The sequence below is a fragment of the Micromonospora sp. NPDC049903 genome (genome assembly GCF_044460945.1).
GTDB lineage: Bacteria > Actinomycetota > Actinomycetes > Mycobacteriales > Micromonosporaceae > Micromonospora.
The window spans coordinates 77,352-104,246 of record NZ_JBITKL010000009.1; the positions used below are offsets into that span (position 1 = coordinate 77,352).

The following is a 26,895-nucleotide window of genomic DNA, read 5'->3' on the forward strand; positions in this document are numbered from 1 at the left end:
AGACGTTAGGAAGGGTCCCTTCCTAACATCGCTGGCCGGCAGCACCTTCCTTACCTACGACCGGCAGCACGAGAAGGAGGACATCATGATCGATGTCACGCTGGAGTCGGTGAGCAAGCGATTCGCCCGTGCCGGCGACACCGCGGCCGTCGACGATGTCGACATCAGCATCGCCGCCGGTGAGTTCTTCACCCTGCTCGGCCCGAGCGGCTGCGGCAAGACCACCACCCTGCGCATGGTGGCCGGGTTCTACTTCCCGACCTCCGGCCGGATCCGCTTCGGCACCGAGGACGTGACCCGCCGGCCACCGAACAAGCGTGACACCGGCATGGTGTTCCAGAACTACGCGCTGTTCCCGCACATGTCAGTGGCGCAGAACGTCGCGTACGGGCTGAAGATCCGCAAGGTGGGGCGGGCCGAGTCCCGGCGACGCGTCGAGGAGGCGCTGGGCGAGGTGCACCTAGGCGGGTACGGCGAGCGGCGCATCGACCAGCTCTCCGGCGGTCAGCAGCAGCGTGTGGCGCTGGCCCGGGCCCTGGTCATCCGCCCGCGTACGCTGCTGCTCGACGAGCCGCTGTCCAACCTCGACGCGAAGCTGCGCGAGGAGACCCGCACCGAGATCCGCCGCATCCAGAAGGAGAGCGGCACCACCGCCATCTACGTCACCCACGACCAGGCCGAGGCGATGGCCATGTCGGACCGGATCGCGGTGATGGAGTCCGGCCGGGTGCAGCAGATCGGCGCCCCGCAGGAGATCTACCACCGGCCGGCGAACGCCTTCGTGGCTCGCTTCATCGGCCGCAGCAACGTGCTGTCGCTGCCGGTCACGGCGGTCACCGACGAGACGGTCACCGTCGGCCGCCCGGACGGCACCGAGATCGTGGTGGCCGCGCCGGTCGGGCACGGCCTGCGTCCCGGCGAGAGCGCGCTGGTCTCGGTACGCCCGGAGCACATCGGCCTCACCTCGGTCACCGAGACGGGCGCGCTGCCCGGCCGGGTGACCGAGCTGGAGTTCACCGGCATGGCCACCAACCTGGTGATCGAGGTGGCCGGCGAGTCGGTGCAGGTGGCCGCCATCGACGTACCGTCCGGCATCGCCGTCGGCGACCAGATCGGGCTGCGGCTCAACCGCGAACGCATGTGGGTGGTGCACCCGTGACGGCCGCACCGAGCGCCGCCACCGTCCCGCCGATCACCGAGGACCCGACCCCGCCCGGACGGGGTCGCCGTCCCCGGCTGGGCGGGCGCTTCGCCGGTGGCGCCAGTTCCCGCTGGTTCCCGTACGCGCTGGTGTTCCCGCTGGCGCTGATCCTGTTCGGGTACGTGGTCCAGCCGATGTTCGCCACCTTCGCCGAGAGCGTCGGGGTGGACGGGGTGGCCAACTACACCGAGTTCCTGCGCGGCGAGGGTGTGGCCCGCTCGTCGCTGCTCACCTCGCTGGGCATCTCGGCGGCCAGCGTGCTGCTCTGCGGGATCGTCGGCGTGGCGATGGCGTTCCTGCTCAAGCGCTTCCAGTTCCCCGGCCGCCGGCTGATCGAGGCGATCATCCTGGTGCCGGCCGCGTTGCCGCCGCTGATCGGCGCCATCTCGTTCCAGTTGCTCTACAGCGAGACCGGCATCCTGCCGCGCGGGCTCCAGCAACTGTTCGGCACCGAGAGCCCGGTGCTGCCGTTCACCGGCATCGCCGGTGTGCTGGTGGTGCACACCTTCACCATGTACCCGTTCTTCTATCTCGCCGCCTCGGCCGCCCTGGCCGGGATGGACCCGTCGGTGGAGGAGGCCGCCTACAACCTGGGCGCCGGTCGGGTCCGAGTGTGGCGGACCGTGCTGCTGCCGATGCTCACCCCGGCGCTGGTCTCGGCCTCGCTGCTGGTGTTCATGACCTCGCTGGCGTCGTACACCGCTCCGCTGCTGTTCGGGGTGGACCGCACGATGACCATGCAGATCTACATCAACCGCACCAACGGCGACCTGCCGATGGCCTCCACGTACGCCTCGGTGCTGGCGGTGGTGTCGATCCTGTTCCTGCTCGGCATGCGCTGGTACGAGGGGCGGCGCAGTTACCGCTCGCAGTCCAAGGGCGTCGCCGCGCACCGGCGGGAGATCACCAACCCGTTCGGCAAGTGGGCCGCGTTGGCCGCCTCGATCCTGGCCACGGTGGTGCTGCTGGCGCCGGTGGGCACGATCGGCCTGGTGGCGTTCTCCGAGGACGGGTCGTGGACGACCGAGGTGATCCCGTCGGCGTACACCTGGCAGAACTTCGTCACCATCTTCTCCGACCCGAGGGCGTTCCAGCCGATCCTCAACTCGTTGCAGATGAGCCTGATCGCCACGGTCGCCTGTGTGGTGGTCGGCGTGCTCATCGCGTACGCCGTGCGGCGGTTGGACTTCCGGGGTCGGGCGCTGCTGGACGTGGCGGTCATGCTGGCCTGGGCGCTGCCCGGCACGGTGGTGGCGATCAACCTGATCTCGGCGTTCAGCACCGGCAACGCGTTCAGCTTCGGGCAGGTGCTGATCGGCACCTTCTGGATCATGCCGCTGGCGTACTTCGTGCGGTTCCTGCCGCTGGTGTTCCGGTCCAGTTCGGCCACGCTGGCGCAGATCGACCCCTCGTTGGAGGAGGCGGCCCGCAACCTGGGCGCCTCGTGGTGGCGGGCGTTCGGCACGGTCACCCTGCGGCTGATGATCCCCGGGGTGGCGGCCGGCGCGCTGCTGGCCTTCGTCAACGGCGTCGGCGAGTTCGTCGCCTCGGTGCTGATCTACACGTCGCAGACGGCACCGATCTCGGTCGAGATCAACAATCGGATGTACTCGTTCGAGGTCGGCACCGCCGCCGCCTACGGCATGCTCCAGGTGGCGCTGATCTTCGTGGTGATGGTGGTCTCCGGTCGGTTGCAGAGCGGCCGGTCGGCGTCCCGGGAGGCGGCGAAGTGGACGGCGTGACGCGTACCGACGAGACGGTGAGCTGGCCGGAGTCGGGCCTGCTGCCGATCGGGCGGGTGCCCGGTGGCGAACTGGCGGCGGTGGCCGCCGCCGCGGACTTCGCGGTGCTGCCGGTCGGCGCGGTGGAGTGGCACGGCCCGCACCTGCCGCTGGGCACCGACCTGATCCTGGCCGAGGGGTTCGCCGCCGAGAGCGGCGCGACCGGCGAGGGCCCGCGCGGGGTGCTGTTCCCCGCCGTGCCGTACGCGGCCTGCCCGGGGCAGACCCGTCCGTGGCCGGGGACGGTGGCGATCCGCCCGGAGATCGCGGTCGGCTACCTGGCCGACGTGATCGAGGGGATCGTGGCGGCCGGTTTCCCCCGCCTGCTGATCGTCAACGGGCACGACGCCAACATGTCCACCGCGCGGGCCGCGATGGAGTGGGTCTCCGGCCGTCGGCAGGCCAGCCTGCTGCTGGTCAACTGGTTCCAGCTGGTCACCCCGGCGGAGACCACGCAGATCTACGGCGAACTGCCCGCGCGGGGGCACGGCGGGGCCTACGAGACCTCGGGCGTGCTCGGCTTCGACCCCGACGCGGTACGCCTCGACGCGGTCGAGGACCTGCCGCCGAAGCCGAAGCTGCCGGTGGCCCACCCGTACGTGCTGGTGGAGTCCCGGCCCGACCCGTGGCAGGGCTGGTCCGGACACATCTCGCTGGCCGACGTGTCCAGCGGCGAGCGGGTCCGGCACATCGCCGGTGCCCGGCTGCGGGAGATCGTGGCCGCCTGGGTCGCCGCCCCGCCACCCGCTGCGCCCACCGCCGATCCCCTGCCGACCGATCCGCTGCCGTCCGCCGATCCGTCCGCTGATTCGACGCTCGCTCGGGAGGAGGGGTGACCGTGGACCGGGGACTGGACGTCGTCGACTTCCACCTGCACTTCCGCATCGGCGCCGACGAGACGATCCACGCCTGCGAGGAAGCCGCCGGGATGCACCCCGGCGGGGCACCCGAACGGGCCGCCCGCGCCGCCGCCTCCGCCCCGTACGCGCGGGCCTGGCGGCAGGCGTGGTCGTTCCCGGAACCGGAGCCGCCCGCCGCGCACTGGCCGGACGAGGCCGACCGGTGGGCCGACGAGTTGCGCCGGGTCGGCGTACGCCGGGCGGTGTTCGTCACCGGTGGCGGCAACGACGCGGTGGCCGACGTGGTCGACCGGCACCCGGACCTGCTGCTCGGCTTCGCCCACCACGACCCGTATGCGCCGGACGCCGCCGCCGAGCTGGAACGGGCGGTCACCGAACGCGGCCTGCGCGGGTTGAAGCTGTTCGCGCCGTTGCTGCGCGGCCCGCTCGACGGGCCGGACCTCGATCCGCTCTGGGGCACCGCGCAGCGGCTCGGTGTGCCGGTGCTGATCCACATCGGGCACTACGGCAGCGCCGGTGGCCTCACCTTCGGTCGGCACGGCGGTCCGGAGGAGCTGGCCCGGATGGCCCGCCGGTTCCCGGAGCTGCCGGTGGTGGTGCCGCACTTCGGCGTGCAGTACGTGCAGGAGCTGCTCTTCACCGCCTGGGGCTGCCCGAACGTGCACGTCGACACCTCCGGCTCCAACCAGTGGGTGCGCTGGATGCCGTACAAGCTGACGCTGGAGGACCTGTTCCGGCGCTGCTACGAGACCATCGGCCCGCAGCGGATCGTGTACGGCAGCGACTCGTCGTGGTTCCCTCGCGGGTACGTCACCCGCTACCTCGACGACCAGCTCCGCATCTGCCGGGAGCTGGGCCTGCCCGACGACCATCTGCGCGCGATCTTCGCCGGTAACGCCGAGCGCCTGCTCGGGCTCGACGACTGACCGGCCGACCGTCCGGGACGGCCCCCGCGCCGACCCGGCCTGGAGAGGAAGTAAGGAACTCCGTCATGAGCACACCCGCGCTGACCACCTACCAGCGGCACCACCTGCGGCCCACCTACGACCACCACGTCGGGCACCTGTTCCCGGCGATGGTGCGGGCCAGTCAGGCGCACGTGGTGATGCTGACCGAGCAGGGACTGATCCCCGCCGAGCGGGGCGCCCGGTTGCTGCGCGGACTGGCCGAGCTGCGCGCCGACCAGGCCGACGCGCCGCCCTTCGACGGCACCTTCGAGGACACGTACTACCTGGTGGAGAAGCGCCTCGCGGCGGCCTGTGGGGTGCCCACCTCGGAGCTGGACGTGCAGATGGCGCGCAGCCGCAACGACCTCGACGCCGGGGTGTTCCGGATGCTGCTGCGCGACCAGCTGACCGGGGTGCTCGACCGGGTGCTGGCCGCCGGCACGGTGGCGCTGGACGCCGCGGACCGGTACGCGGACGTGGTGATCACCGGCTACACGCACCGGCGCCCGGCCCAGCCGACCACCATCGGGCACGCGCTGGCCGGGTACGCCGAGGCGCTGGCCGGGGAGGCGGTCGCCTACGCCGACCTGATCGAGGCGCTCAACGTCTCGCCGTTGGGCTCCTGCGCGTTCGCCGGCACCGACCTGGACATCTCCCCCGCTCGGGTGGCCGAGCTGCTCGGCTTCGCGGGTCTGGTGACCAACTCGTACGAGGCGGTGGCCGGTGCCGACCACCTGGTGCGGGTCGGCACCCTCAACGCCCAGGCGCTGGCCACCGGGGCGCGGCTGGCGCGCACCCTGATGGACTGGCTGAGCTGGCAGTGGGTGACCACGCCCGGTGACTTCACCCAGGGCAGCAGCATCATGCCGCAGAAGCGCAACCCGGTGTTGCTGGAGCACCTGGTCTCGTACGCCGGGCAGGCCGCCGCCGACGCCGCCTCGGTGCTGAACAACGTGGGCGCGGCCTGGTGGGAGGACTCGAACAACGCCACCACCGACGTGCAGGTGCGACTCTGGGAGAGCAACGACCGGGCGGACCGGTTCTTCGCCCTGCTCGGCGGCTTCCTCGCCGAGATCGCGCCGTTGACGCCGCCGTCGGCGGCCGAGATCGTCGCCTCCGGGGCCACCACGACCGCCGCCGCCGACGCCCTGACCCGGCACGGTGTGCCGTTCCGGGCCGCGCACTCGGTGGTGGGTCGGCTGGTACGCGGCGGTGACCCGCAGGGCTGGACCGCCGACGAGGTGCGGGCCGCCGCCGAGGGGCTGGTGCCCGGCGGGCTCGACGACGCCGCCGTGGACGACCTGATCGCCGCCGCCGTCCGGCCGGAGCTGGTGCTGGGCCGCGCCCAGGCCGACGGGCCGGGTGCCGCCGCGGTACGCGCCCAGGTGGCGACGCTGCGGGGCGGATTCGACGCGGCGCGGGCGCGGTTGGCGGCGGTCCGCGACCGTCTCGACCGGGCCGACACCGCGCTGGACGCGGTCGCCGCCGAGATGGCGGCCCGATGAGCGTGCAGTTGGCGCGACCCGAGTCGGGCGCGCACACCGACGGGCTGCTGCTCGGCATCGACTTCGGCGGGACCAAGATGGCCGTCGGGGTCGCCGACCGGCAGGGCCGGATCTTGGCCCGGGAGCGGGTCCCCACGTACGCCGAGCGCAGTGCGCCGCAGGCGCTGCAACGGGCGCTGCACCTGGCCGCCCGGCTGGTGGCCGAGGTGGGCGGCCCGCTGCTGGCCGCCGGGGTGGCCTCCCCCGGGGTGATCCGGCCGGACGGCATCGAGCTGGCGCCGAACGTCCCCGGCTGGGAGGGACTGCGGCTGGCCGACGCGGTCCGCGAGGCGCTCGACGTCACCGAGGTGGCGGTGGACAACGACCTCAACGCCGCCGCCCTGGCCGAACTGCGGCTCGGCGCGCTACGCGACGCCGACCCGGGCCTGGTGCTGGGGCTGGGCACCGGAGTGGCCGCGGCGATCACCGTCGGCGGCGCGGTGGTCTCCGGCCACCGGGGCGCGGCCGGTGAGATCGGGTACGCGGTCTCCGGCGGCCCGTGGCCGGGCACCATGCTGGAGTTGGACTTCTCCGGCCGGGCCCTGGACGGGCTCGCCGCCGAACTGGGCCTCTCCGGCGGCGCGGCGGCCCTCGCCGGTGCGGCCGAACGACCGGGGCCGGAGCGGCAGGCGTTGACCGCCCGACTCGACGAGCTGGCCCGACACCTGGTCACGAGTTGCCTGCTGCTGGACCCGCAGCGGGTGGTGCTGGTGGGCGGGGTGGCCGGCAGCGCCCTGATCCGGGAACTGCTGGTCGACCGGCTCACCGAGGTGCTGCCGTATCGGCCGGAGGTGGTACTGTCCCGGTTCGCCGACGACGCCGCCCTGTTGGGCGCGGTCACGCTCGCCCGGGAAGCGGTGGCGGTCCCCGGCTGACCGCCGGGGCGACACCCCCTACCGGATGGCGCCGCGCCACGACCACAGGTTAGCCTCACCTAACTTGTGGAGAGTGAGGCGAGATGGCACAGCCGACGGCGGGGATCCGCCGCACCGACCGACGGCGGGTGAGGTGACCGTGCGAGTCAGCCCGACCGGCCGGTTGTTCGGCGAGATGTTCTGGCGGCAGCGCCGGGACACCGCACTCTGCACCGCCTTCTGGTCGCTGCACCAGGTGTGTGAGGCGCTGGTCCCGGTGGCCATCGGCCTGGTCATCGACCAGGCGGTGAGCACCGGGTCGCCCTCGGCGATGATCTGGTCGGTCCTGGGGATCTTCGTGTTGTTCACCGCGCTGACCATGGGCTGGCGGTCCGGGTTCTGGTTCCTGTCCCGGGCGGTGACCGAGGAGTCGCACGTCCTGCGGATGCGCGTGGTCCGGCGACTGCTGGGCGGCCAGGGCATCCGCACCAGCCGCCAGAGCGGTGAGCTGCTCTCCATCGCCACCACCGACACCCAGGCCGCCGCCGATTCGCTGGAGCTGGGCAGCCGGGTGGTGTCCGCGTTGCTCGGGCTGGTCGTCTCCACGATCGTCCTGCTGCGGATCGACTGGACGCTCGGACTCGGGCTGGTCATCGGCATCCCGGTGCTGGTGCTCGGCCTGCACGCGCTCGGGCCGGTCGTGGAACGCCACACCTCGGCCCAGCAGCAGGCCATCGGCCGGGCCGCCGCGACCGCGTCGGACCTGCTGCGCGGGCTCCGGCCGCTGCGCGGGTTCGGCGGCGTCGACGAGGCGTCGCGACGCTACCGGACCGCCAGCCGCACCTCGCTGCGCGCCAACGTCGGCGCGGTCAAGGCCGGTGCCGCGTTCGTCGGCGTGTCGACGTTCACCACCGGCCTGCTGATCACCGTGGTGGCCGCCCTCGCCGGCTGGTTCGCCCTCCAGGGGCGGATCACGGTCGGGCAGCTCATCACCATCGTGGGCCTGGCCGCGTTCATCACCGACCCGGTGCTCAACCTGGCCGACTGCGTCTTCCGGCTGGCCACCGCGAGGGCCAGCGCGACCCGGGTCGCCGAGGTGCTGGCCGCGCCCGAGCGCGCCACCTCCGGCGTACGGGCGGCGCAGCCCGGTCCGCTGGTCCTCGCCGAGGTGCACACCTCGGGCCTGGACGGCGCCAGTCTCGAAGTACGGCCCGGCGAAGTGCTCGGGGTCGTGACCGGGCAGACCACCACCGCCGACGACGTCACCGACCTCCTGGCCGGGGCACGGGCACCGGAGCGGGGCGAGGTGACCCTGGCCGGTACGCCGGTCGGCGACCTCGACGCGGCCTCGCTGCGGCAGGTGGTGCTCGTCGAGCCGCACGCGGTCGACCTGTTCGGCGGCACCCTGCGCGAGGTGTTGCAGAGCGGTGACGACCGGGACGACACGGCGCTGCGGCAGAGCATGGCGGCGGCCTCCGTCGACGACCTGCTCGCCGAGGGCGGCACCGGCCTGGACCGCGAGCTGCTCGACCACGGGCTGAACCTCTCCGGCGGGCAACGGCAGCGGATCGCCCTGGCCCGGGCGCTGCTCGCCGACCGGCCGGTCACCGTGTTCCGCGATCCGACCACGGCGGTCGACGCGGTGACCGAGCACGCCATCGCCGAGGGGATCCGCTCCCGTCGGGCCGGGGACGACCGGGCCACCGTGCTGGTCACCACCAGCGCGCCGCTGCTCGACCGGTGCGACCGCGTCGTCTTCCTGGACGCCGGGCGGGTGGCCGCCGTCGGATCGCACCGGGACCTGCTCACCCAGTCCGCGTACGCCGAGGTGGTCCTGCGATGAGCGCGACGACGATGCTGCCGGTCGCCTCCGGCCGGGAGACCCTGGCCGTTTTCTGGCGCAACCTGCGCCGCTATCCGCTGCTGGCCTGGACGTCGGTCCTGACGTCCGTGGCGGCCAGCGCTGCGGCCGTGGTGGTGCCGATCCTGCTCGGCCGACTGGTCGACCTGGTCGTCGCGGGCGGCACCGTCGACGCGTTGCTGACGACCTCGGCCTGGATCCTCGGCACCGGCCTGCTGGCCGCCGTACTGACCGGCGTGTCGCGGTGGCTGGTCACCGAGTGGGGCATGCGCGCCTGCGCCGACCTGCGGGAAGAGGTGCTCGACCGGGCCCTGCGGATGGACTCGGCGCGGTTGGAGAGCGCCGGCTCCGGCGACGTCGCCGCCCGGGTGACCGACGACGTGGAACAGGTCACCGACTCGGTCCGGCTGGCCGCCGGGATCTTCACCGCCCTGGTCACCGTCGTCATCACCTTCGCCGGTTTCGCCACCCTGGACTGGCGGATCGCGCTGGCGTTCCTGGTCGTCTTCCCGGTGCACGTGCTGAGCCTGCGTCGGTTCGTGCCCCAGGCGAAGCGGCTCTACGCCGCCGAGCGCGAGGCGGCGGCGGTGCGGACGCAGAGCCTGCTGACCACGTTCACCGGCGCGCGGACGGTGCACGCCTACGGTATGGCGCAGCGGCAGGGCCAGCGGGTGGACGGAGCGTCGCGCAACGCGGTCACCGCGCGCCTGCGGGCGGTACGCGGATTCCTGTGGTTCGCGAACATGATGAACTACGCGGAGGCGATCGGACTCACCGCCGTCCTGCTCGCCGGCTTCCTGCTGGTCCGCGCGGGCGAGAGCAGCGTGGGTGACGTCACCGCCGCCGCACTGCTGTTCCACCGGCTCTTCGGCCCGCTCGGCATGCTGCTGATCTCGTTCAACGACGTGCAGTCGGCCGGGGCCGCGCTGGCCCGGCTGGTCGGTATCACCGGACTCGACGTGCCGGAGTCCCGCGCGGGCACCGGCGATCGACCGGCGGGCGGGATCGGCGCCAAGTCGATCGGGCACCGCTACCCCGGCGGGCCCACCGTCGTGCACGACGTCTCGGTGGAGATCGCCGAGGGCGAGTCGCTGGCCGTGGTCGGCGAGAGCGGCGCCGGCAAGACGACGCTGGCGGCCATCCTCGGCGGGGTGTTCCCGGCCGCCGAGGGCGAGGTCCTGCTCGGCGGTCGGCCGATCGCCGACCTGGATCCGGCGGAGCTGCGGCGCACCGTCGGCGTCGTCACCCAGGAGGTGCACGTCTTCGCCGGCACGCTCGCCGAGGACCTGCGCCTGGCCGCGCCGCACGCCTCCGAGGAGGAGCTGTGGGACGCGCTGCGGCTGGTCGGGGCCGACCAGTGGGTCGCCGCGCTGCCGGAGGGGCTGCACACCCCGGTCGGTGAGGGTGACCACCCGGTCACCCCCGGGCAGGCGCAACAGGTGGCGCTGGCCCGGGTCGCACTGCTCGACCCGCCGATCGTGGTGCTCGACGAGGCGAGTGCCGAGGCGGGCAGCGCCGGTGCCCGGCAACTGGAGCTGGCCAGTGCCGCCCTGGTGCGGGGCCGCACCGCCGTGGTGGTCGCGCACCGGCTGACCCAGGCGCAGAGCTGTGACCGGATCGCGGTGATGGCGCACGGGCGGATCGTCGAGCTGGGCACCCCGGCGGAACTCGTCGCCGCGGGCGGCCGGTACGCCGAACTCTGGGCCGCCTGGCAGCGCTGACGTACGCCCACCGCTCAGTCGGCGGTCGGTTCCGCCCGACCGGCCCACCGGCCGCGTACGTGGCCGATGTGCACGCGCATCAGCCGTTCCAGTCCGGTCCGGTCGCCCGCCTCGATCAGGTCGAGCATCTCGACGTGCTCGCGGGCAGAGGGCACCAGTTCCCCGGTCTCGGCGAGCCGGGTCAGCCCGAACAGCCGCGACCTCGCCCGCAGCTCACCGACGAGCGAGACCAGGTGGCTGTTGCCGGCCAACGCGAGCAGTTCCAGGTGGAACCGGCGGTCGTGCTCGATGTAGGCGATCAGGTCCTTGCGTTCGGCCACCTCGACGATCCGGTGGGCGATCGGCCGCAGCCGCGCGACGTCCTCGGCGGTGGCCACACCGATCACCCGCACAGTGGTCGGCACCTCGATCAACTGGCGGATCTCGGTCAGGTTGTCGAGTTCCCGGTCGGACAGTTCGGTGACCCGGAAACCCTTGTTCCGCACGGTCTCGACCAGGCCCTCCTTGACCAGGTCGAGCATCGCCTCCCGGACCGGTGTGGCGGAGACGCCGAGTCGGGCGGCGAGCGTCGGTGCGGAGTAGACCTCGCCGGGGCGCATCTGGCCGGCCACCAGCGCGGCCCGCAGCGCGTGCGCGACCTGCCCGCGCAGGCTCGTACGCGCCCCCAGGGCCGGCAACTCCAAGGCGTCAGTCACCACCACGTCTCCTTCTCGCCGGCGGCGTGCAGCGCCGCCGACCGCCCGGCAGGAGGTGCCGCCGCCCAGCCGCGCTGGGCGGCGCGGGCCGCCTCGGCGGCCGTGCAGACGTCCTCGGTGGTCGCGGCGGGCACCGAGACGACCGTGTCCTCCGGGCGCTGGAGGCAGGCGGACACGACGACGGACATGTGAGAACTCCAGTGCTGGTCAGAGCTGGAAGCCGGCGGGGAACGGGTCGGTGGGGTCGAGAAGGTACTGGGCGGTGCCGGTGATCCAGGCGCGGCCGGTGACCGTCGGGATCACGGCCGGTCGGTCCGCCACGGTGGTGTGGTCCAGCAGCCGTCCGACGAAGCGGCTGCCGATCAGCGACTCGTTGACGAAGTCGGCGCCGAGCGCCAACTCGCCCCGGGCGTGCAGTTGGGCCATCCGGGCCGAGGTCCCGGTGCCGCAGGGTGAGCGGTCGAACCAGCCGGGGTGGATGGCCATGGCGTGCCGCGAGTGCCGGGCGTCCGAGCCCGGTGCGGCGAGGTAGACGTGGTGGCAGCCGGCGATCGTCGGGTCCTCCGGATGCACCGGCCGGAGCTGGTCGGTGACCGCGTCCATGATGGCCAGCCCGGCGTCGAGCATCCGCTGCCGGACCTGAGGATCGGTCGGCGTGAAGGCGATCCCGAGCCGGTCGAGGTCGACGACGGCATAGAAGTTGCCGCCGAAGGCGAGGTCCAGGGTGACCGGACCGAAGTCGGGCACGTCGACCGTGGCGTCCAGCTCCGACACGAAGGCAGGCACGTTGCGCAGGGTCACCGACTCGGCATGCCCGTCGCGGACCGCCACGTCGACCACCACCAGCCCGGCCGGGGTGTCGAGCCGGATCACGGTGGTCGGCTCGGTGACGGTGACCATGCCGGTCTCCACCAGGACGGTGGCCACCCCGATGGCGCCGTGTCCGCACATCGGCAGGCAGCCGCTGACCTCGATGAAGAGCACGCCCCAGTCGGCGTCGGGCCGGGTGGGCGGTTGCAGGATCGCCCCGCTCATCGCGGCGTGCCCGCGCGGCTCGCACATCAGCAGGGTGCGCAGGTGGTCGAGGTGGGCGACGAAGTACCGACGCCGCTGCGCCATCGAGTCACCGGGGACCACGCCGATCCCGCCGGTGATCACCCGGGTCGGCATTCCCTCGGTGTGCGAGTCGACCGCGTGGAACACCCGTGTGCTGCGCATCGCCCTACCGCCCTTCCCGTCACCGACCGCCGGCCGCCACCGCCTTCTCGGTGGCCTCCCGAACGATGCGCTCATGTTCCGGCGTGAGGGGCACCCGGGGCGGGCGGCACGGCCCACCGTAGCGTCCGACCACGTCCATCGAGAGCTTGATGGCCTGCACGAACTCGGTCCGCGAGTCCCAGCGCAGCAACGGGTGCAGCGCGCGGTAGAGCGGCAACGCGGTGGCCAGGTCGCCGTCGGCAGCCGCGTCGAAGAGCCGGACGCAGGCCCGGGGCAGCGCGTTGACGTACCCGGCGATCCAGCCGGGCGCGCCGGCCACGGCGAGTTCCAGGGTGACGTCGTCGGCACCGGCGATCAGGTCCAGGCCGGGTGCCGCCTCGGCGATCCGGTAGGCGCGGCGGACGTCGCCGGTGAACTCCTTGACGCCGACGATCAGGCCCTCGCCGTGCAGGCGGGCGAGCAGCTCCGGGGTGAGGTCGACCTTGGTGTCGATGGGATTGTTGTACGCGACCACCGGCACGCCGACCTTGGCGACCTCGCGGTAGTGCGCCACCACGGCCCGTTCGTCGGCCCGGTAGGCGTTCGGCGGCAGCAGCATCACCGCCGCGCACCCGGCCTCGGCGGCGTCCTCGGCCCACCGCCGCGCCTCGATGGCGCCGTACGCGGAGATGCCGGGCATCACGGTGAAGCCGTCCGGAGCCGCGTCGACCGCGACCCGGACCAGCGTGCTGCGCTCCTCGGGGGTGAGGGTCTGGTATTCACCGAGCGAGCCGTTCGGCACGACCCCGTCGCAGCCCTCGTCGGCGAGCCAGCGGACGTGCTCGGCGTACCGGTCGACGTCGACCGCGAGTCGGTCGTCGAGCGGCACCGTGGTGGCCACCAGGACGCCGTGCCATGGTCTCGACCGAGGGGGCATCGGGGTGCTCCTTATCCGTGCCGGCCAGTACAATGTCACACATTACAACGGCGTCCCACCGCTCTCCAGCCCTCGACGTCGGAGGTGCCATGCCCGCGCCCCGCCCCTGCGGCACCGTCCGATCGGGCCGGTGGTCGCGTGCGTAGCGGAGCGGTGGACCTGGTCGTGGTGGGCGCGGGCATCGTCGGGGCGGCCTGCGCGTATCACGCGAGCCGGGCGGGCCTGTCGGTCACCGTCGTGGACAGTGGACCGATCGTCGGCGGCACCACCGGGGCGGGCGAGGGGAACATCCTCGTCTCCGACAAGGAACCGGGCCCGGAACTCGACCTCGCGCTGCACTCGCACCGGCAGTGGCGCGCCCTGGCCGAACTGCCGGTGCGGGGCACGACCTTCGGTGAGCTGGTGGAGATGGAGGCCAAGGGCGGGCTGGTGGTCGCCACCGACCGGGCGTCCCTGGACGGCCTGGCCCGGCTCGCCGCGCGGCAACGCGACCTCGGCGTCGAGGCGGTCGCGGCCGACCGGGACCGGCTGCGGGAGCACGAACCTCACCTGAGCGACGACCTCACCGGCGGCTACCGGTACCCACAGGACATGCAGGTGCAGCCGATGCTCGCCGCCGCCCACCTGCTGCGGCTGGCCCGCCGCGACGGCGCCACCGTGCTGCCGCACGAGCCGGTCACCGGCCTGCTGCGGGACGGGCCACGGGTGGTCGGCGTGCGGACGCCGCGACGCGACATCCCCGCCGCCGCCGTGCTCAACGCCGCCGGCACCTGGGCCGGCGAGGTCGCCGCGCTGGCCGACGTCGCGTTGCCGATCGCGCCCCGACGCGGCTACATCCTGGTGACCGAGCCGCTCCCGGCGCTGATCCGGCACAAGGTGTACCTCGCCGACTACGTCGCCGACGTGGCCAGCGACTCGGCCGCGCTACGGACCTCCACGGTGGTCGAGGGCACCCGGGCCGGCACGGTGCTCATCGGCGCCAGCCGGGAACGCGTCGGTTTCGACCGGAGCGTCTCGGTCCCGGCCCTGCGGCAGCTCGCCGCCGGTGCGATACGCCTCTTCCCGGTGCTGCGCGACGTCGCGGTGATCCGCGCGTACCAGGGCTTCCGGCCGTACTGTCCCGACCATCTGCCGGTGATCGGCCCGGATCCTCGCGCACCCGGGCTGCACCACGCCTGCGGTCACGAGGGTGCCGGTATCGGCCTGGCCCCGGGCACCGCGCGCCTGGTCACGCAGAGCCTGCTCGGCACGCCGACCGAGCTGGACCTGACCCCGTTCCGCCCGGACCGGTTCGACCCGGAGGTGTCCCGGTGAGCCACCCCGACGAGTTCGAGATCCTCCTGGACGGCACGCCGGTGCCCTGCCGCGACGGCTGGACCGTCGGTGCCGCCCTCACCGCCGCCGGGGTGCGGTCCTGGCGGGACACCCGGCTCGGCGGGCGACCTCGGGGGCTGTTCTGCGGCATCGGGATCTGCTTCGACTGCCTGCTGACCGTCAACGGGCAACCGTCGCTGCGCGCCTGCCTGGTGCCGGCCGCCCCGGGCGACGACGTCCGCACCCAGCAGGGCACCGGACGATGACCGGCACAGACGTGGACGTGGCGGTCGTCGGGGCCGGCCCGGCGGGACTGGCCGCCGCGCTGGCCTCGGCCGAGGCCGGGGCCCGGGTGGCGATCGTCGACGCGGGCGTACGCCCCGGCGGGCAGTACTGGCGCTCCCCCGCTCCCGGCGTCGGCCGCTTCCGGCCGACCACCCTGCACCACGGATGGACGCGGTTCACCTCCACCGTGGACCGTCTCGCCACGCTGGCCGACGCCGGTCGGGTCGTCCGGCTGGCCGGGCACCACGTCTGGTCGGTCACGCCGGAGGGCGACGGCTGGGCGCTGCGCTGCCTGGTAGGCGCCGAGCCCCGCAAGCACGGCACCCCCGCCCCGGTGACCGTCACCGCCCGCCGACTCGTCCTCGCCACCGGCGCGTACGACCGGCAACTGCCCTTCCCCGGCTGGGACCTGCCCGGCGTGCTCACGGCGGGCGGCGCGCAGACGCTGCTCAAGGGGCACCTCGTCGTACCCGGACGGCGGGTGGTGGTGGCCGGCACCGGCCCGTTCCTGCTGCCGGTCGCCGACGGTCTGGCCCGGTACGGCGCGCGGGTGGCGGCGGTGTTGGAGGCGCACGGTCCGCTCGGCCTCGCCCGGCATCCCCGCGCGCTGCTCGGCGTGGCCGGCAAGTTCGGCGAGGCCGCCGGGTACGCCGCCCGGCTGCTGCGGCACCGGGTGCCGGTCCGGCACCGGCACGTGGTGCTGCGGGCGACCGGCACGGACCGGCTGACCGGTGTCATCGTCGGCCGGCGGGGCCGGGACGGCCGGATCCGCACCGGCTCCGAGCGGCGGATCGACTGCGACGTGTTGGCGGTCGGTTGGGGCTTCACACCGCAGCTCGACCTGGCACTTCAGCTCGGGTGCGCGACCCGGGTCGACGCCGACCGGAGCCTGGTGCTCTCCGTCGACGAGGACCAGGCGACGAGTGTCGCCGGGGTGTGGGCGGCCGGTGAGGCCACCGGCGTCGGCGGCGCCGACCTGGCCACGGTGGAGGGTCGGATCGCCGGTGCCTCGGCGGCGGGTTCGCTCGGCGACGGACCGCCGACCGGGGACCGGGCGGCGCGTCGGCGACGCCGCGCCCTGCGCCGGTTCGCCGCCGCGCTGCACCGGGCCTACCCGGTCCCCGCCGACGTGCTCGTGCGCTGCGCCGACGAGACCGTATTCTGCCGGTGCGAGGAGGTCGGCGCGGGCGAGATCCGGCAGGCCGTGACCGGGTTGGGCGCCACCGAGGCCCGGACGGTCAAGCTGCTGGCCCGGCCCGGGATGGGGTGGTGCCAGGGGCGGGTGTGCGGCTTCGCCACCGCCTGCCTGACCGCTCGGTACGCCGGTCGGGCGGTCACCGAGGCGGACCTGCGCGCCTTCGCGGAACGACCGATCGCCGCGCCGCTGTCGCTGGGACGGCTGGCCGCGTCCGAGGACGACGGATCCGACGTCGACCACGGCTGAGAGGGCGTCTCCACAGTGCCCGGAATCCCAGTTGACCGCGTGTGTGAGCGCTAACATCACCTCGTTTCCCGCAGGTGTCGAAGTCCGCACTTTACCGGGTCGTAGGGATTGACGAGCGAAAAGTTAACGCTCACACTCGCTGACAATCCGTCTCTGCGCCACCGCACCGGTCGAGCCGTACCCCACCTGGAAGGACGATCCTAAGTGGCTGAATCCGTTGAGATCCCCGTGAGTCGACGTCAGGTCCTGCAGGTGTCCGCCGCCGGAGTGGCCGCGGTCGCCACTGCGGCGGCGTTCCCGGCCGCCGCACAGGCGGCGCCGGCCCCGGGTTCGAGCCCCGGCTCGCCCGCCCCGGGCAGCGTCGTCGCCGACCCCGGTCCGGGCGGCACCGCACCGGTCCGGCCGTTCCAGCTCCGTGACGTCCGGCTCGGCGACGGTCTGCTTCAGCAGAAGCGGGACCGGATGAAGAACTACCTGCGGCAGCTCGACGAGCGGCGTTTCCTGGTGCTGTTCAACAACCAGGCGGGCCGGCCGAACCCGGCCGGGGTCACCACACCCGGCGGCTGGGAGGACGGCGGGCTGCTCAGCGGCCACTGGGCCGGGCACTTCATGACCGCCCTCGCTCAGGGGTACGCCGACCTGGGCGAACCGATCTTCAAGAACAAGCTCGACTGGATGGTCGGCGAACTCGCCGCCTGCCAGGCGGCCATCACGGCGCGGATGGGCACCGGCGATCCGGGCGGGGACCCGCAGGAGCCGGAGCAGCCCGAGATCGGCCGGGTGACCGGCCGGTTCGGCAGCGGCCTGCGACTGGGCGGGCCCAGCCGGGCCGAGCACGTGACGCTGCCGCAGGAGGCGATCAGCCAGCTCACCGACTTCACCATCGCGACGTGGGTCAACCTGGCGGCCACGCAGAACTGGAGCCGGCTGTTCGACTTCGGCCAGAACAGCACGGTGAACATGTTCCTCGCCCCACGCGCCGGGTCGACCGGGAACGCTCCCCGGTTCGCCATCACGGTCGGCGGCAGCACCGGCGAACAGCAGATCAACGGCACCAGCGCGTTGCCCGTCAACCAGTGGGTGCACCTGGCCGTCACGCTCACCCAGAACACCGGCACGCTCTACGTCAACGGCGTGCAGGCCGGCCAGAACACGAACATGACGCTGAGCCCGGCGAACCTGGGGAACCCCGGCAACCGGTGGATCGGACGATCGCAGTACGGCGACCCGATGCTCAACGCCACCATCGACGAGTTCCACATCTTCGACCGGGCGCTGAGCGCGCCGGAGGTGGCCTCCCTCCAGGACTCCCCCGCCGGCAGCACCGGTGGCGGCTCGATCGCCTGGTACCGGTTCGAGGAGGAGGGCGGGTCGACGATCCTGGACTCGTCGCCCAACGGTCGCGACGGCGGCATCGTCGCCACCCAGAGCGGGGGCACCGAGCTGTGGGTACCGACCCACCCCGGTTACCTCGGCGCCATCCCCGAGGATGCGGTGCTGCGGCTCGGACCGCCCAGGTGGGCGGTGTACGGCAGCAACGCGGCAACGAACACCTGGGCCCCCTGGTACACCCAACACAAGATCATGCGGGGTCTGCTCGACGCGTACTACCACACCGACAACGCCACCGCGCTCGACGTGGTGACCAGGATGGCCAACTGGGCGCACCTGGCGTTGACGGTCGGGGACAAGAACCACCCCGGCTACCCGGGGCCGATCACCCGGGACAACCTGAACTACATGTGGGACCTCTACATCGCCGGTGAGACCGGCGGCGCGAACGAGGTGTTCCCCGAGATCTCCGCGCTCACCGGCGACAGTCGGCACCTGGAGACCGCCAAGCTGTTCGACAACCGCGAGTCGCTCTTCGACGCCTGCGTGGAGAACCGGGACATCCTGGTCACCACTGCGGCCACCAACCCGGGGCGGCGCCGGCCCGACCGGTTGCACGCCAACTCGCACGTGCCGCAGTTCGTCGGCTACCTGCGCGTCTACGAGCACAGCGGGGACACCGAGTACTTCCAGGCCGCCAAGAACTTCTTCGGCATGGTGGTCCCGCACCGCGCGTACGCCAACGGCGGCACCGGCGGCAACTACCCCGGCTCGAACAACAACATCGAGCTGTTCCAGAACCGGGACAACATCGCCAACTCGATCGCCCAGGGCGGCGCCGAGACCTGCACCACCTACAACCTGATCAAACTCGCCCGCAACCTGTTCTTCCACGAGCAGGACCCGGCGTACCTGGACTACTACGAGCGGGGTCTGATCAACCAGATCGCCGGGTCCCGCGCCGACACCACCACCGTCAGCAACCCGCAGGTCACCTACTTCCAGCCGTTGACCCCGGGGGCCGCCCGTGGCTACGGCAACACCGGCACCTGCTGCGGCGGGACCGGCATCGAGAACCACACCAAGTACCAGGAGACGATCTACTTCAAGTCCGCCGACGACTCCACCCTCTGGGTCAACCTGTACGTGCCGTCGACCCTGACCTGGTCGGAGAAGGACCTCACGGTCGTACAGGAGACGGAGTACCCCCGCCAGGACCACGTCCGGCTGACCGTCAACGGCAGTGGCCCGCTGGACGTCAAGCTCCGCGTACCGGCCTGGGTGCGCAAGGGCTTCCAGGTCAGCGTCAACGGGGTCGCGCACCAGCACAGCGCCACCCCGGGCAGCTACCTGACGCTGAGCCGCACCTGGCGATCCGGTGACACGGTCGACATCCGGATGCCGTTCAGCATCCAGATCGAGCGCGCCATCGACCGCCCCGACACCCAGGCCGTGTTCTGGGGACCGGTGCTGCTGCAGATCCTCGGCAACCCCGGTGGCGGCGCCTTCCGGGAACTGTCGTTGTACCGCCATCTCAAGCGCGACGGCGACTACACCCGGGCCGCCATCACCCCGAGCAGCACCACGGCCGCCGGTGACCAGCTCTTCGCCACGCACGGGTTCACCCTGCGGCCGTACTACGTCGCCGACACCCAGGCCGTCTCGTCGTATTTCCGACGGGTCGAACCGACGGTGGTGTTCGGCGGCATCGACACCGGCGTACCCAACCACAAGCGCAACGACGGCCTGCCCGCGTACGACGTGCCGGTCACCGGCGTGCCGTCACCCGGCACCGACGGTCCGACCTTCCTCGACCTGCTCTGGGACGAAGCGCCGTTCGCCGGCCACAGCCAGTTCGTCACGACCGTCACCCGCATCGCCGACGCGTTCGTCGACGCGGACGTCTTCACCGCCGCGCAACGCGACCGGATCGTCGCCGACGCCACCCGGGCCAGGGCCGAACTCGACCCCGGGACCTCGTTCGACGTCGAGGTCACCGCGAAGACGCAGCGTATCGGCGGCAACGCCTACGTCTCCGTCTCCGCCCGCAACGCCGACCAGATGCCGCTCACCATCGAGCTGGTCACCGCCTTCGGCTCGCGGACGGTGACCGGCGTCGCCCCGGGCAAGACCGCCTTCCAGCAGTTCAACACGCGCGGCGCGGCGGTGCCGGCCGGGACCGCCACCGTCCGGGTCACCGGCACCGTCGACGGCGAGGAGATCGTCACCGAGATCGAGGCCCCGTACCCGGCGCTCGGCTAGGCGTGTCCTGCCGGGTGGCGGCGCCCCGCCGGGGCGTCGTCACCCGGTCTGCCGAGCACTTGCACGCCGCGAAGTTGCCGAACTGCCCGACACGACGGCCGTTCCCGGTGGAGTCTGCCAGGGAGGAGACGGCAGGGAGGCAGGATGCGGCAGCGCAGGCGGGCGGGACTCCTGCTGCTCACTGCCGTGTCGCCGACCGTCGAGGCCACCGTCCTGGTCGCCCTGGGCTTCGTCGCCGCCACCGGGCTCGCGCCGCAGACCTCGGCCGTCTGGCCGTACGACACCTACCACGACCTGCGCTGGCTGTACGTCTACCACGATTCCTGGCCGAAGTTCCTGTTCTGGTTCGGCGTGGTGGTGGCGGCGCGGGGCGTGTTCCACACCGTGCTGGTGGTGCTGGCCTGGCCGGACGGGGTGCCCCGACCGCCGGTGCGGTGGTTGCTGCGGCGCAGCCTCGGGCTGGCCCTGCTGGTGGCGGTGATCGTGGCACCGTGGGCGTTGATCTCGGTGGCCGCGTCGGTGGTGGCGCTGTCCTGGGTGCTGCTGGCCTCCCTGCTGCCGATGTTCCTGCTGGCACCGTTCCTGCAACGGGCCGCCGTGGTGGGTCCCTGGTGGCGTGGAGTGCCGTCGCTGTCCCTGGTCGGCTGGTCGCTGCTGAACTTCGTGGTGCTGACCATGGCCGGTGCGTTGTGTTGGAGCGTGCCGGGCTGGTGGACGGTGCCGGTGGCCGCCGCCGCAGGGGTGGTGAACGGGTTGCTGTGGGACCGGACGGTGCACGCCGCGTTGTGCGCGCCCCGGGTCCGGTTGGCGTGGCTGCCGGCGACCCCGGTCGCGGCCGTGCTCGCGCTGGCGGTGCCGCTGCTCATCCCGCCGCTGGTGCACGCGGTCCCAGGCAAGGACCTGCGGGCCGAGGCGGTGGTGCTCGACCACCCGCTGCCGCCGGAGGTGCCGCAGGCGGTCATCGTCCTCGCCGGCTACGGCTCCGCGTACGGCGGCGAGGCACCGGCCGACGACCGGGTCGAGCGGTTCTCCTACCGGGGACTGGCCCCGGACGGCACCCCCCTGCCGTACGGGCCGCCGGACACCACGATCTCGGTGGCGCAGAGCGTACGCCTGCTCGGCGAGCAGGTGCAGCGGCTGCACGGGCGTACCGGGCGGCCGATCGCGCTGATCGGCGAGAGCGAGGGTGCCATGGTCGCCCGCACCTACCTCGAGGAGGGTGCCCATCCGGCGGTCGACGCGCTGGCGATGTTCAGCCCGCTGATCAACGCGGGACGCGCCTACTATCCGCCGCCGCACCAGGACCGGGGCTGGGGCGTGGTCACCGGGTGGCAGTTGCGGGTCATGTTCGGCGTGCTGCACAAGGGCGGTGGACCGGGCACCGGCCCGGACGAGCCGTTCATCCGTTCGCTGGTCGACAACGCGCCGTTCTACCGCAACCAGCTCATGTGCCCGGTGCCCGGCGTACGGATGGTCGCCTTCGTCCCCACCAGCACCGCGGCCGAGGCGCCACCCGGCGACTACTCCGACATCCCGGTGTTCCAGATGCCCGGGGTCCACGGCGGCCTGCTGAACCGCGCGCTGGTCGAGAACCGGCTGGTCGCCTTCCTCTCCGGCGAGCCGATCCAGCAGGAGCGCGACGAGTACCCGCTGTTGCAGCGGCTCGGCGCCGCGTGGCAGGCGCCACCGCTGGCCATCGCGGCCAACCCGGCCTGGGCAGCGTTCCGGCAACCCGACCCCGCCTTCACCGGGAAAGTCTGCCGACCGACCCGCTGACCGGGCCGGGTCCGGCGCGGTTCAGCGGGCTGGGCCGGAGCGGTGCAGGAGCACCAGCCGGGCGGCGGCCAGTGCCGGCCCGAGCACCAGCACCGTCTGCACCGGGTGGTAGGTGAACAGGAACAGGTGCAGCACGACGAAGACCGCCACGGCGGCCAGCGCGAGCACCGTCGACCAACGGCGGCCGAGGGGTACGAGCGCCCCGGCCAGTGCCGTGCCCACCGCGGTGACCAGTCGCAGCCAGACCCACCCGGTGATGTCGTGCTGGTGGACGACGCCCTCGCCGATCGAGACGTACCGGTCACCGGTCAGGTCGGCGCCGGCCGCGACCGCGTCGAAGATCCCGGCCGCGCCGAGCAGCACTCCCGCCAGCAGCAGCGCCCGAGCCCGTACGTCGTCCGTCCTCACCGCTCCCCCGTCATCGGCCGACCCGGCGGCGGCCCGTGGCGCGCCGTCCGGTCGGCGTGTCCCGCTCCGGCGTCGGTCGCCCCGTCCCGTGCGCGGCGCGCTCAGCGGGTGATCTCCAGATGGCGGTCGATCATCGCGTTCACCTGTGCCGGCACCTCCAGTTGCACGAAGTGCCCGGAGCCTGCGGTCTGCCCGATGTGCGCCTCGGGGACGAGTCGGGTGAGGTGGGCGTAGTCGGCGAACGGCGCGTCGGTGCCGATCATCAGCAACGGCCGGGCCCAGGTGGTCAACGCCGCCACGTCCGCGCCCTGCCGCACGTACGCGGCCAGGCCGGCGATCGGCTCGTAGGCGATCTCGGTGGCGGGTCGGCCCATCGCCCGGACGACCCGCTCCACCAGGCGCGGCTCGGAGTAGGGCCGGAAGTACGAGCGGACGATCTTCTCCCGGGCTGCGCCCGAGGTGTCGTCGCGCAGCGATTCGGCCACCTGGTCGAGCGACTCGGCGGCCCCCGGCGGCCCGGCCACCGCGGAATCGAGCATCACCAGCCCGGTGAAGCGACTCCGGTCGGCGGCTGCGGCGGCCAACGACCAGACCCCGCCGAGGCTGTGCCCGATCACCGTGACCCGCCGCAGATCCAGCGCCTCGACCAGGGCGCGCAGGTGACCGCCCATCTGCTCGACGCCGTACCCGTCGGGCGAGGGTGGGCTGTCGCCGTGGCCGGGCATGTCGACGGCGACCACCCGGGCCGGTCGGGCGGCCAGGTGACGGGCCACGGGCTCCAGGTACGTGTGGTCGCCGCACCAGCCGTGGACGAGCAGGAACGTGTCGCCCCGTCCTGGCCCGTACGTGTGGTAGCGCATCCCTGCCGCGATCCGTCCGTCCACCGTCGCACCTCCCCGGACCGATGTGTCCGCACTTCCACTGAAGCACGGCCCCACACCAGAAGACAATTATATGTTGTATGTCCGATTTAACGTGTTACCGGCGCGGCGGGCGGACGGGGAGGGGCAGGTGGACGGACTGCTCGACAGCTTCTTCGCGAGCCTGGCCGAGACACCGCCCGGCCGCCTGCCCACCACGCCCACCGGGGTGCTCCGCCTCGACTTCGACGGGGACGACACCTGGTTCGTCACGCTCGCCGACGGCCGCGTCCACGCGCGCCGGGACGGCAGCCACGCCGACTGCCGGGTGGAGATGAGCCGGGCCTCCTTCGAGCGCCTCCTCGCCGGCCACGACCACTTCGTCTCGATGCTGTTCCGGGGAGTGCTCTCGGTCGAGGGCGACCTCGCCCTGATGCACCTCTTCCGCCGGCTGCTGCCGGTGGCCGCCTACAGTGGCGCCACCGAGCCGGCCGAACCGGGTACGGCCTTCGCCGAGCCCGGCCTGGTCGGGCTCCAGCAGGCCACCCGCATCTTCGCCGGCAGCCTGTTCATGATCAGCGAAGCCAACGGGAACGTCGGGACCACACCGACCACGCCGATGGGCCTCTACTTCTTCGACACCCGGTTCCTGTCGACCTGGGACCTGACCCTCGACGGGGAGCAACTCTCGGTGCTCTCCCACGACGCGGTGCACACCTGGGAGTCCCGGTTCGGGCTGGTGCCCGGCGAGCCCACCCACTACGTCAGCGCGACCACCTCGATCATGCGGCGACGCCGGGTGGACAAGGAGTTCCAGGAGGAGATCACGCTGCTCAACCACGCGCCCGCAGCGGTGCGCTACACCATGCGACTGGCGGTCGCTGCGGACTTCGCCGAGGTCCCCGAGGTCCGCAGCGGCCTCCGCCGGGACCGACCGGTGGTCGCGACGGTCGAGCGCGACACCCTGCGGCTGCACTACAAGCGGGAGAGCCTGCACCGGGAGACCGTGGTCACGGCCAGCGAACCGGCCGTCATCGACGAGGACGGGTTGACCTTCACGGTCACGATCGAGGCCAAGAGCGCCTGGAGCACCCGGCTGCGGGTGCTGACCCTCGTCCGCGACCTGCACAGCCGTGACCTGCGGGAGCGGCTGAACAGCTCGACCGGGCGCGCCGACACCCGACTCCTGACCGACATCACCCGGTTGACCTCGTCGGCACCCCGGCTACGCGCCGACTACGCGCCGTTGCAACGGGCGTACGAGCGGTCCGTGCACGACCTCGCCGCGCTGCACTACCCCGGCCTCAACTACCTCGAGGGGCTACCCGCCACCGGCCTGCCCTGGTCGATGACCCTGCTGGTCCGGGAGAGCCTGGTCAGCAGCTTCCAGGCGCTGCCCTTCCTGCCGGAACGGGCGGCCCGGACCCTGCGCATCCTGGCGCTGACCCAGGGTGCGCGCGACGACCCGTTCCGGGGCGAACAGCCGGGCAAGATCGTCCAGGAGTGCCGGTACGGCGACTCGGCCGCCTTCAACGACACCCCCGAGTCGGCAAACTTCACCGCCGTCGACACCACCGCGCTCTTCGTCATCCTGCTCGACGAGTACGAGCGGTGGACCGGCGACGCCGACGTGGTACGCGGGTACGAGTACGAGGTGCGGGCGGCCATCGCCTGGCTCGACGGCCACGCCGACCCGCATCGCACCGGTTACGTCTGGGCCGGGTGCCAGACCAGCCGCACCGAGCAGGTGGGCGGCACCTGGCGCAGCTCGGCGCAGGCGATCTGCTTCGCCGACGGTCGTCCGGCCGGGTTCCCGCAGGCGACCTGCGAGGTCCAGGGCTACACCTACGACGCCAAACGGCGGGCCGCCCGGATGGCGCGCCTGTTCTGGGGGGACCCGGAGTGGGCCGACAGACTGGACCGCGAGGCCGCCGAGTTGCAGGACCGCTTCGATCGGGACTTCTGGCTGCCCGAGCGGGGGCACTACGCGGTGGCGCTCTCCGTCGACGGCCGACCGGTGGACGGGCTGGCCTCGAACATGGGCCACCTGCTCTGGAGCGACATGGTCCCGATGTCGCGGCGCGACGACGTGGTGCGGCACCTGTTCGGTCCCGGCCTCTGGTCGGGCTGGGGCATCCGCACCGTCGCCGAGGACGAACCCGGCTACAACCCGCTCGGGCGGCACACCGGCGCGGTCTGGCCCTGGGACAACTCGATCATCGCGTGGGGGCTGTGCCGGGCCGGATTCCGTGCGGAGGCGGCGCGCATCGCCGAGGGGATGCTGGAGGCGAGCCGCTACTTCGACGGCCGGCTGCCCGCGTACCTCACCGGCTACGACCGGGCCGCCACCAAGGTCCCGGTGCCGTACGGGCTCGCCGACAGCCCGTACGCCCCGTCCAGCGGTACGCCCCTGATGGTGCTGCGGACGCTGCTCGGCCTGGAGCCGTACGCGAACCACCTGGCGGTGGAGGCCGGGGTGCCGGAACAGATGGGCCAGATCGAACTGCTCGACATCCCCGGTCGGTGGGGGTACACCGACGCGCTGGGCCGGGGCCGCGCCTTCCGTCCACGCCGCACGCCCTGAGGTGCAAGGAGGGGACCCCTCCTATACACGAGACGTTAGTAGGGGACCCCTCCTTACCCGCGGTCGGCCCAGCGGCGGGCGATCCACGCACAGACGACGAGTTGGATCTGGTGGTAGATCATCAGGGGCAGCACCAGCAGGCCGAGCGCCTCGGGCTGCACCAGCACGGCGGCCATCGGCAGCCCGGTGGCCAGGCTCTTCTTGGCCCCGCAGAACAGGATCGTCACCCGGTCGGGCCGGTCGAAGCGGAGTAGCCGGCCACCGGCGTACAGCAGCCCCAGCACCAGCGCGAGCAGGCCGGCGACGACGGCGATCAGGACGGCCAACCGCCCGGGTGAGACCTCGTCCCAGACCCCGGCCACCACGCCGGCGCTGAAGGCCGAGTAGACCACCAGCAGGATCGCGCCCCGGTCGACCCGGCCGGTCAGTGAGCGGTGCCGCTCGATCCAGCCGGCGGTCCACCGGCGGGAGAGTTGCCCCGCGACGAACGGCACGAGCAGTTGCAGCACCACCGTGCCGATCGAGCCGGCGCTGACGCGTACCTCGCCGGAGCCCTGGAGCAGCAGGGTGACCAGCAGCGGGGTGAGCGCGATGCCGGCGATGTTGGAGAAGGAGGCGGTGAAGACGGCCGCCGGCACGTTGCCCCGAGCGATGGCGGTGAACGCGATCGAGGTCTGCACCGTCGAGGGGACGGCGCAGAGGAAGAGCAAACCCTGGTACAGCTCGGGGGTCAGCACCGCCGGTCGCAGTGGCGCGGCGGCGAGCCCGAGCAGTGGGAAGAGGACGAACGTGGCGAGCAGCACCACCGCGTGCAGCCGCCAGTGCCGGGCACCGGCGAGCGCCGCCCTCGGGGCGATCTTGGCGCCGTGCAGGAAGAAGAGCAACGCCACCGCGAGTTGGGCCGCCACCCGCCCCACCTCGGCGGCCGTGCCCCGCAGCGGGAGCAGGGCGGCCAGCGCCACGGTGCCGAACAGCGCCGCGATGAACGGGTCGATCGGCAGCCGACGCGGCCAGCGCATCGCCTCTCCCCTC

21 protein-coding genes are annotated in these 26,895 nt (G+C 72.8%); 14 read left to right on the forward strand and 7 right to left on the reverse strand.

The genetic code is table 11. The features are described from left to right. Positions 1-85 precede the first annotated feature (85 nt). From ACIBO1_RS16550 to ACIBO1_RS16585, 8 genes are all read left to right on the forward strand, one after another. Positions 86-1,159, forward strand: coding sequence for an ABC transporter ATP-binding protein (locus ACIBO1_RS16550; RefSeq protein ID WP_396746942.1), 1,074 nt, complete (start codon positions 86-88; stop codon positions 1,157-1,159). Then, on the forward strand, positions 1,156-2,943 hold the full coding sequence (locus ACIBO1_RS16555) for an ABC transporter permease (RefSeq protein ID WP_396746945.1): 1,788 nt from the start codon (positions 1,156-1,158) through the stop codon (positions 2,941-2,943). Before ACIBO1_RS16550 ends, ACIBO1_RS16555 begins: the two co-directional genes overlap by 4 nt. Then, positions 2,940-3,818, forward strand: a complete 879-nt coding sequence (locus tag ACIBO1_RS16560; protein WP_396746948.1) for a creatininase family protein — start codon at positions 2,940-2,942, stop codon at positions 3,816-3,818. Before ACIBO1_RS16555 ends, ACIBO1_RS16560 begins: the two co-directional genes overlap by 4 nt. Before the next feature lie 2 nt (positions 3,819-3,820). Beyond that, positions 3,821-4,768, forward strand: a complete 948-nt coding sequence (locus ACIBO1_RS16565) for an amidohydrolase family protein (RefSeq protein WP_396746951.1) — start codon at positions 3,821-3,823, stop codon at positions 4,766-4,768. A gap of 65 nt (positions 4,769-4,833) precedes the next feature. Further along, positions 4,834-6,294 (forward strand): argininosuccinate lyase, encoded by a 1,461-nt coding sequence (locus ACIBO1_RS16570; protein WP_396746954.1) that lies wholly within the window; start codon positions 4,834-4,836, stop codon positions 6,292-6,294. Beyond that, positions 6,291-7,208: an ROK family protein gene (locus ACIBO1_RS16575; protein ID WP_396746957.1), complete on the forward strand. Its 918-nt coding sequence runs from the start codon at positions 6,291-6,293 to the stop codon at positions 7,206-7,208. The genes ACIBO1_RS16570 and ACIBO1_RS16575 overlap by 4 nt, the downstream gene beginning before the upstream one ends. A gap of 133 nt (positions 7,209-7,341) precedes the next feature. Beyond that, complete coding sequence (locus tag ACIBO1_RS16580) at positions 7,342-9,030, forward strand: ABC transporter ATP-binding protein (RefSeq protein ID WP_396746960.1); 1,689 nt, start codon at positions 7,342-7,344, stop codon at positions 9,028-9,030. Next, entirely contained in the window at positions 9,027-10,769 is a 1,743-nt protein-coding gene (locus ACIBO1_RS16585; RefSeq protein WP_396746963.1) for an ABC transporter ATP-binding protein, read from the forward strand. Before ACIBO1_RS16580 ends, ACIBO1_RS16585 begins: the two co-directional genes overlap by 4 nt. A gap of 14 nt (positions 10,770-10,783) precedes the next feature. Here ACIBO1_RS16585 and ACIBO1_RS16590 read toward each other — a convergent pair whose 3' ends face one another. Genes ACIBO1_RS16590 through ACIBO1_RS16605 form a run of 4 tightly spaced genes read right to left on the reverse strand, consistent with a single transcriptional unit; the run spans position 10,784 to position 13,598 of the window. Next, positions 10,784-11,464, reverse strand: coding sequence for a GntR family transcriptional regulator (locus ACIBO1_RS16590; protein WP_396746966.1), 681 nt, complete (start codon positions 11,462-11,464; stop codon positions 10,784-10,786). Beyond that, a complete protein-coding gene (locus ACIBO1_RS16595) occupies positions 11,461-11,652 on the reverse strand; it encodes an aldehyde dehydrogenase family protein (RefSeq protein WP_396746969.1) in 192 nt (63 codons plus the stop codon). The genes ACIBO1_RS16590 and ACIBO1_RS16595 overlap by 4 nt, the downstream gene beginning before the upstream one ends. Before the next feature lie 19 nt (positions 11,653-11,671). After that, positions 11,672-12,682 carry a proline racemase family protein gene (locus ACIBO1_RS16600; RefSeq protein WP_396746972.1) on the reverse strand — a complete coding sequence of 337 codons (1,011 nt, stop codon included), beginning with the start codon at positions 12,680-12,682 and terminating at the stop codon, positions 11,672-11,674. A gap of 19 nt (positions 12,683-12,701) precedes the next feature. Next, complete coding sequence (locus ACIBO1_RS16605; protein ID WP_396746975.1) at positions 12,702-13,598, reverse strand: dihydrodipicolinate synthase family protein; 897 nt, start codon at positions 13,596-13,598, stop codon at positions 12,702-12,704. A 138-nt stretch (positions 13,599-13,736) separates the two neighbouring features. On the opposite strand from ACIBO1_RS16605, the gene ACIBO1_RS16610 reads away from it, so the two are divergent. From ACIBO1_RS16610 to ACIBO1_RS16630, 5 genes are all read left to right on the forward strand, one after another. Beyond that, positions 13,737-14,912, forward strand: a complete 1,176-nt coding sequence (locus ACIBO1_RS16610; RefSeq protein WP_396746978.1) for an NAD(P)/FAD-dependent oxidoreductase — start codon at positions 13,737-13,739, stop codon at positions 14,910-14,912. Next, positions 14,909-15,178, forward strand: coding sequence for a (2Fe-2S)-binding protein (locus ACIBO1_RS16615; protein WP_396746981.1), 270 nt, complete (start codon positions 14,909-14,911; stop codon positions 15,176-15,178). Before ACIBO1_RS16610 ends, ACIBO1_RS16615 begins: the two co-directional genes overlap by 4 nt. Continuing rightward, positions 15,175-16,641 carry an FAD-dependent oxidoreductase gene (locus ACIBO1_RS16620; RefSeq protein ID WP_396746984.1) on the forward strand — a complete coding sequence of 489 codons (1,467 nt, stop codon included), beginning with the start codon at positions 15,175-15,177 and terminating at the stop codon, positions 16,639-16,641. Before ACIBO1_RS16615 ends, ACIBO1_RS16620 begins: the two co-directional genes overlap by 4 nt. A gap of 204 nt (positions 16,642-16,845) precedes the next feature. After that, the gene (locus ACIBO1_RS16625) at positions 16,846-20,235 is read left to right on the forward strand and encodes a beta-L-arabinofuranosidase domain-containing protein (protein WP_396746987.1); all 3,390 of its coding nucleotides are present in this window, start codon (positions 16,846-16,848) and stop codon (positions 20,233-20,235) included. 144 nt (positions 20,236-20,379) lie between these two features. Then, the gene (locus tag ACIBO1_RS16630) at positions 20,380-22,011 is read left to right on the forward strand and encodes a hypothetical protein (RefSeq protein ID WP_396746990.1); all 1,632 of its coding nucleotides are present in this window, start codon (positions 20,380-20,382) and stop codon (positions 22,009-22,011) included. A 21-nt stretch (positions 22,012-22,032) separates the two neighbouring features. On the opposite strand, the gene ACIBO1_RS16635 is transcribed toward ACIBO1_RS16630, so the two are convergent. Then, positions 22,033-22,419: a hypothetical protein gene (locus ACIBO1_RS16635; protein ID WP_396746993.1), complete on the reverse strand. Its 387-nt coding sequence runs from the start codon at positions 22,417-22,419 to the stop codon at positions 22,033-22,035. A gap of 101 nt (positions 22,420-22,520) precedes the next feature. After that, entirely contained in the window at positions 22,521-23,303 is a 783-nt protein-coding gene (locus ACIBO1_RS16640) for an alpha/beta fold hydrolase (RefSeq protein ID WP_396746996.1), read from the reverse strand. Positions 23,304-23,430: 127 nt separating this feature from the next. Here ACIBO1_RS16640 and ACIBO1_RS16645 point away from each other — a divergent pair, with 127 nt between their 5' ends. Then, on the forward strand, positions 23,431-25,863 hold the full coding sequence (locus ACIBO1_RS16645) for a glycogen debranching N-terminal domain-containing protein (RefSeq protein ID WP_396746999.1): 2,433 nt from the start codon (positions 23,431-23,433) through the stop codon (positions 25,861-25,863). A 53-nt stretch (positions 25,864-25,916) separates the two neighbouring features. Here the strand turns inward: ACIBO1_RS16645 and ACIBO1_RS16650 are convergent, their stop codons facing one another. Then, the gene (locus tag ACIBO1_RS16650; protein WP_396747002.1) at positions 25,917-26,882 is read right to left on the reverse strand and encodes a bile acid:sodium symporter family protein; all 966 of its coding nucleotides are present in this window, start codon (positions 26,880-26,882) and stop codon (positions 25,917-25,919) included. Positions 26,883-26,895 lie beyond the last annotated feature (13 nt).

What these genes read in the sequence shown, in the direction of transcription:
- ACIBO1_RS16550 (WP_396746942.1), top strand. Translation starts at nt 86, where the DNA reads ATGATCGATGTCACGCTGGAGTCGGTGAGCAAGCGATTCGCCCGTGCC.
- ACIBO1_RS16570 (WP_396746954.1), top strand. Translation starts at nt 4,834, where the DNA reads ATGAGCACACCCGCGCTGACCACCTACCAGCGGCACCACCTGCGGCCC.
- ACIBO1_RS16575 (WP_396746957.1), top strand. Translation starts at nt 6,291, where the DNA reads ATGAGCGTGCAGTTGGCGCGACCCGAGTCGGGCGCGCACACCGACGGG.
- ACIBO1_RS16585 (WP_396746963.1), top strand. Translation starts at nt 9,027, where the DNA reads ATGAGCGCGACGACGATGCTGCCGGTCGCCTCCGGCCGGGAGACCCTG.
- ACIBO1_RS16595 (WP_396746969.1), bottom strand. Translation starts at nt 11,652, where the DNA reads ATGTCCGTCGTCGTGTCCGCCTGCCTCCAGCGCCCGGAGGACACGGTC.
- ACIBO1_RS16600 (WP_396746972.1), bottom strand. Translation starts at nt 12,682, where the DNA reads ATGCGCAGCACACGGGTGTTCCACGCGGTCGACTCGCACACCGAGGGA.
- ACIBO1_RS16605 (WP_396746975.1), bottom strand. Translation starts at nt 13,598, where the DNA reads ATGCCCCCTCGGTCGAGACCATGGCACGGCGTCCTGGTGGCCACCACG.
- ACIBO1_RS16620 (WP_396746984.1), top strand. Translation starts at nt 15,175, where the DNA reads ATGACCGGCACAGACGTGGACGTGGCGGTCGTCGGGGCCGGCCCGGCG.
- ACIBO1_RS16630 (WP_396746990.1), top strand. Translation starts at nt 20,380, where the DNA reads ATGCGGCAGCGCAGGCGGGCGGGACTCCTGCTGCTCACTGCCGTGTCG.
- ACIBO1_RS16650 (WP_396747002.1), bottom strand. Translation starts at nt 26,882, where the DNA reads ATGCGCTGGCCGCGTCGGCTGCCGATCGACCCGTTCATCGCGGCGCTG.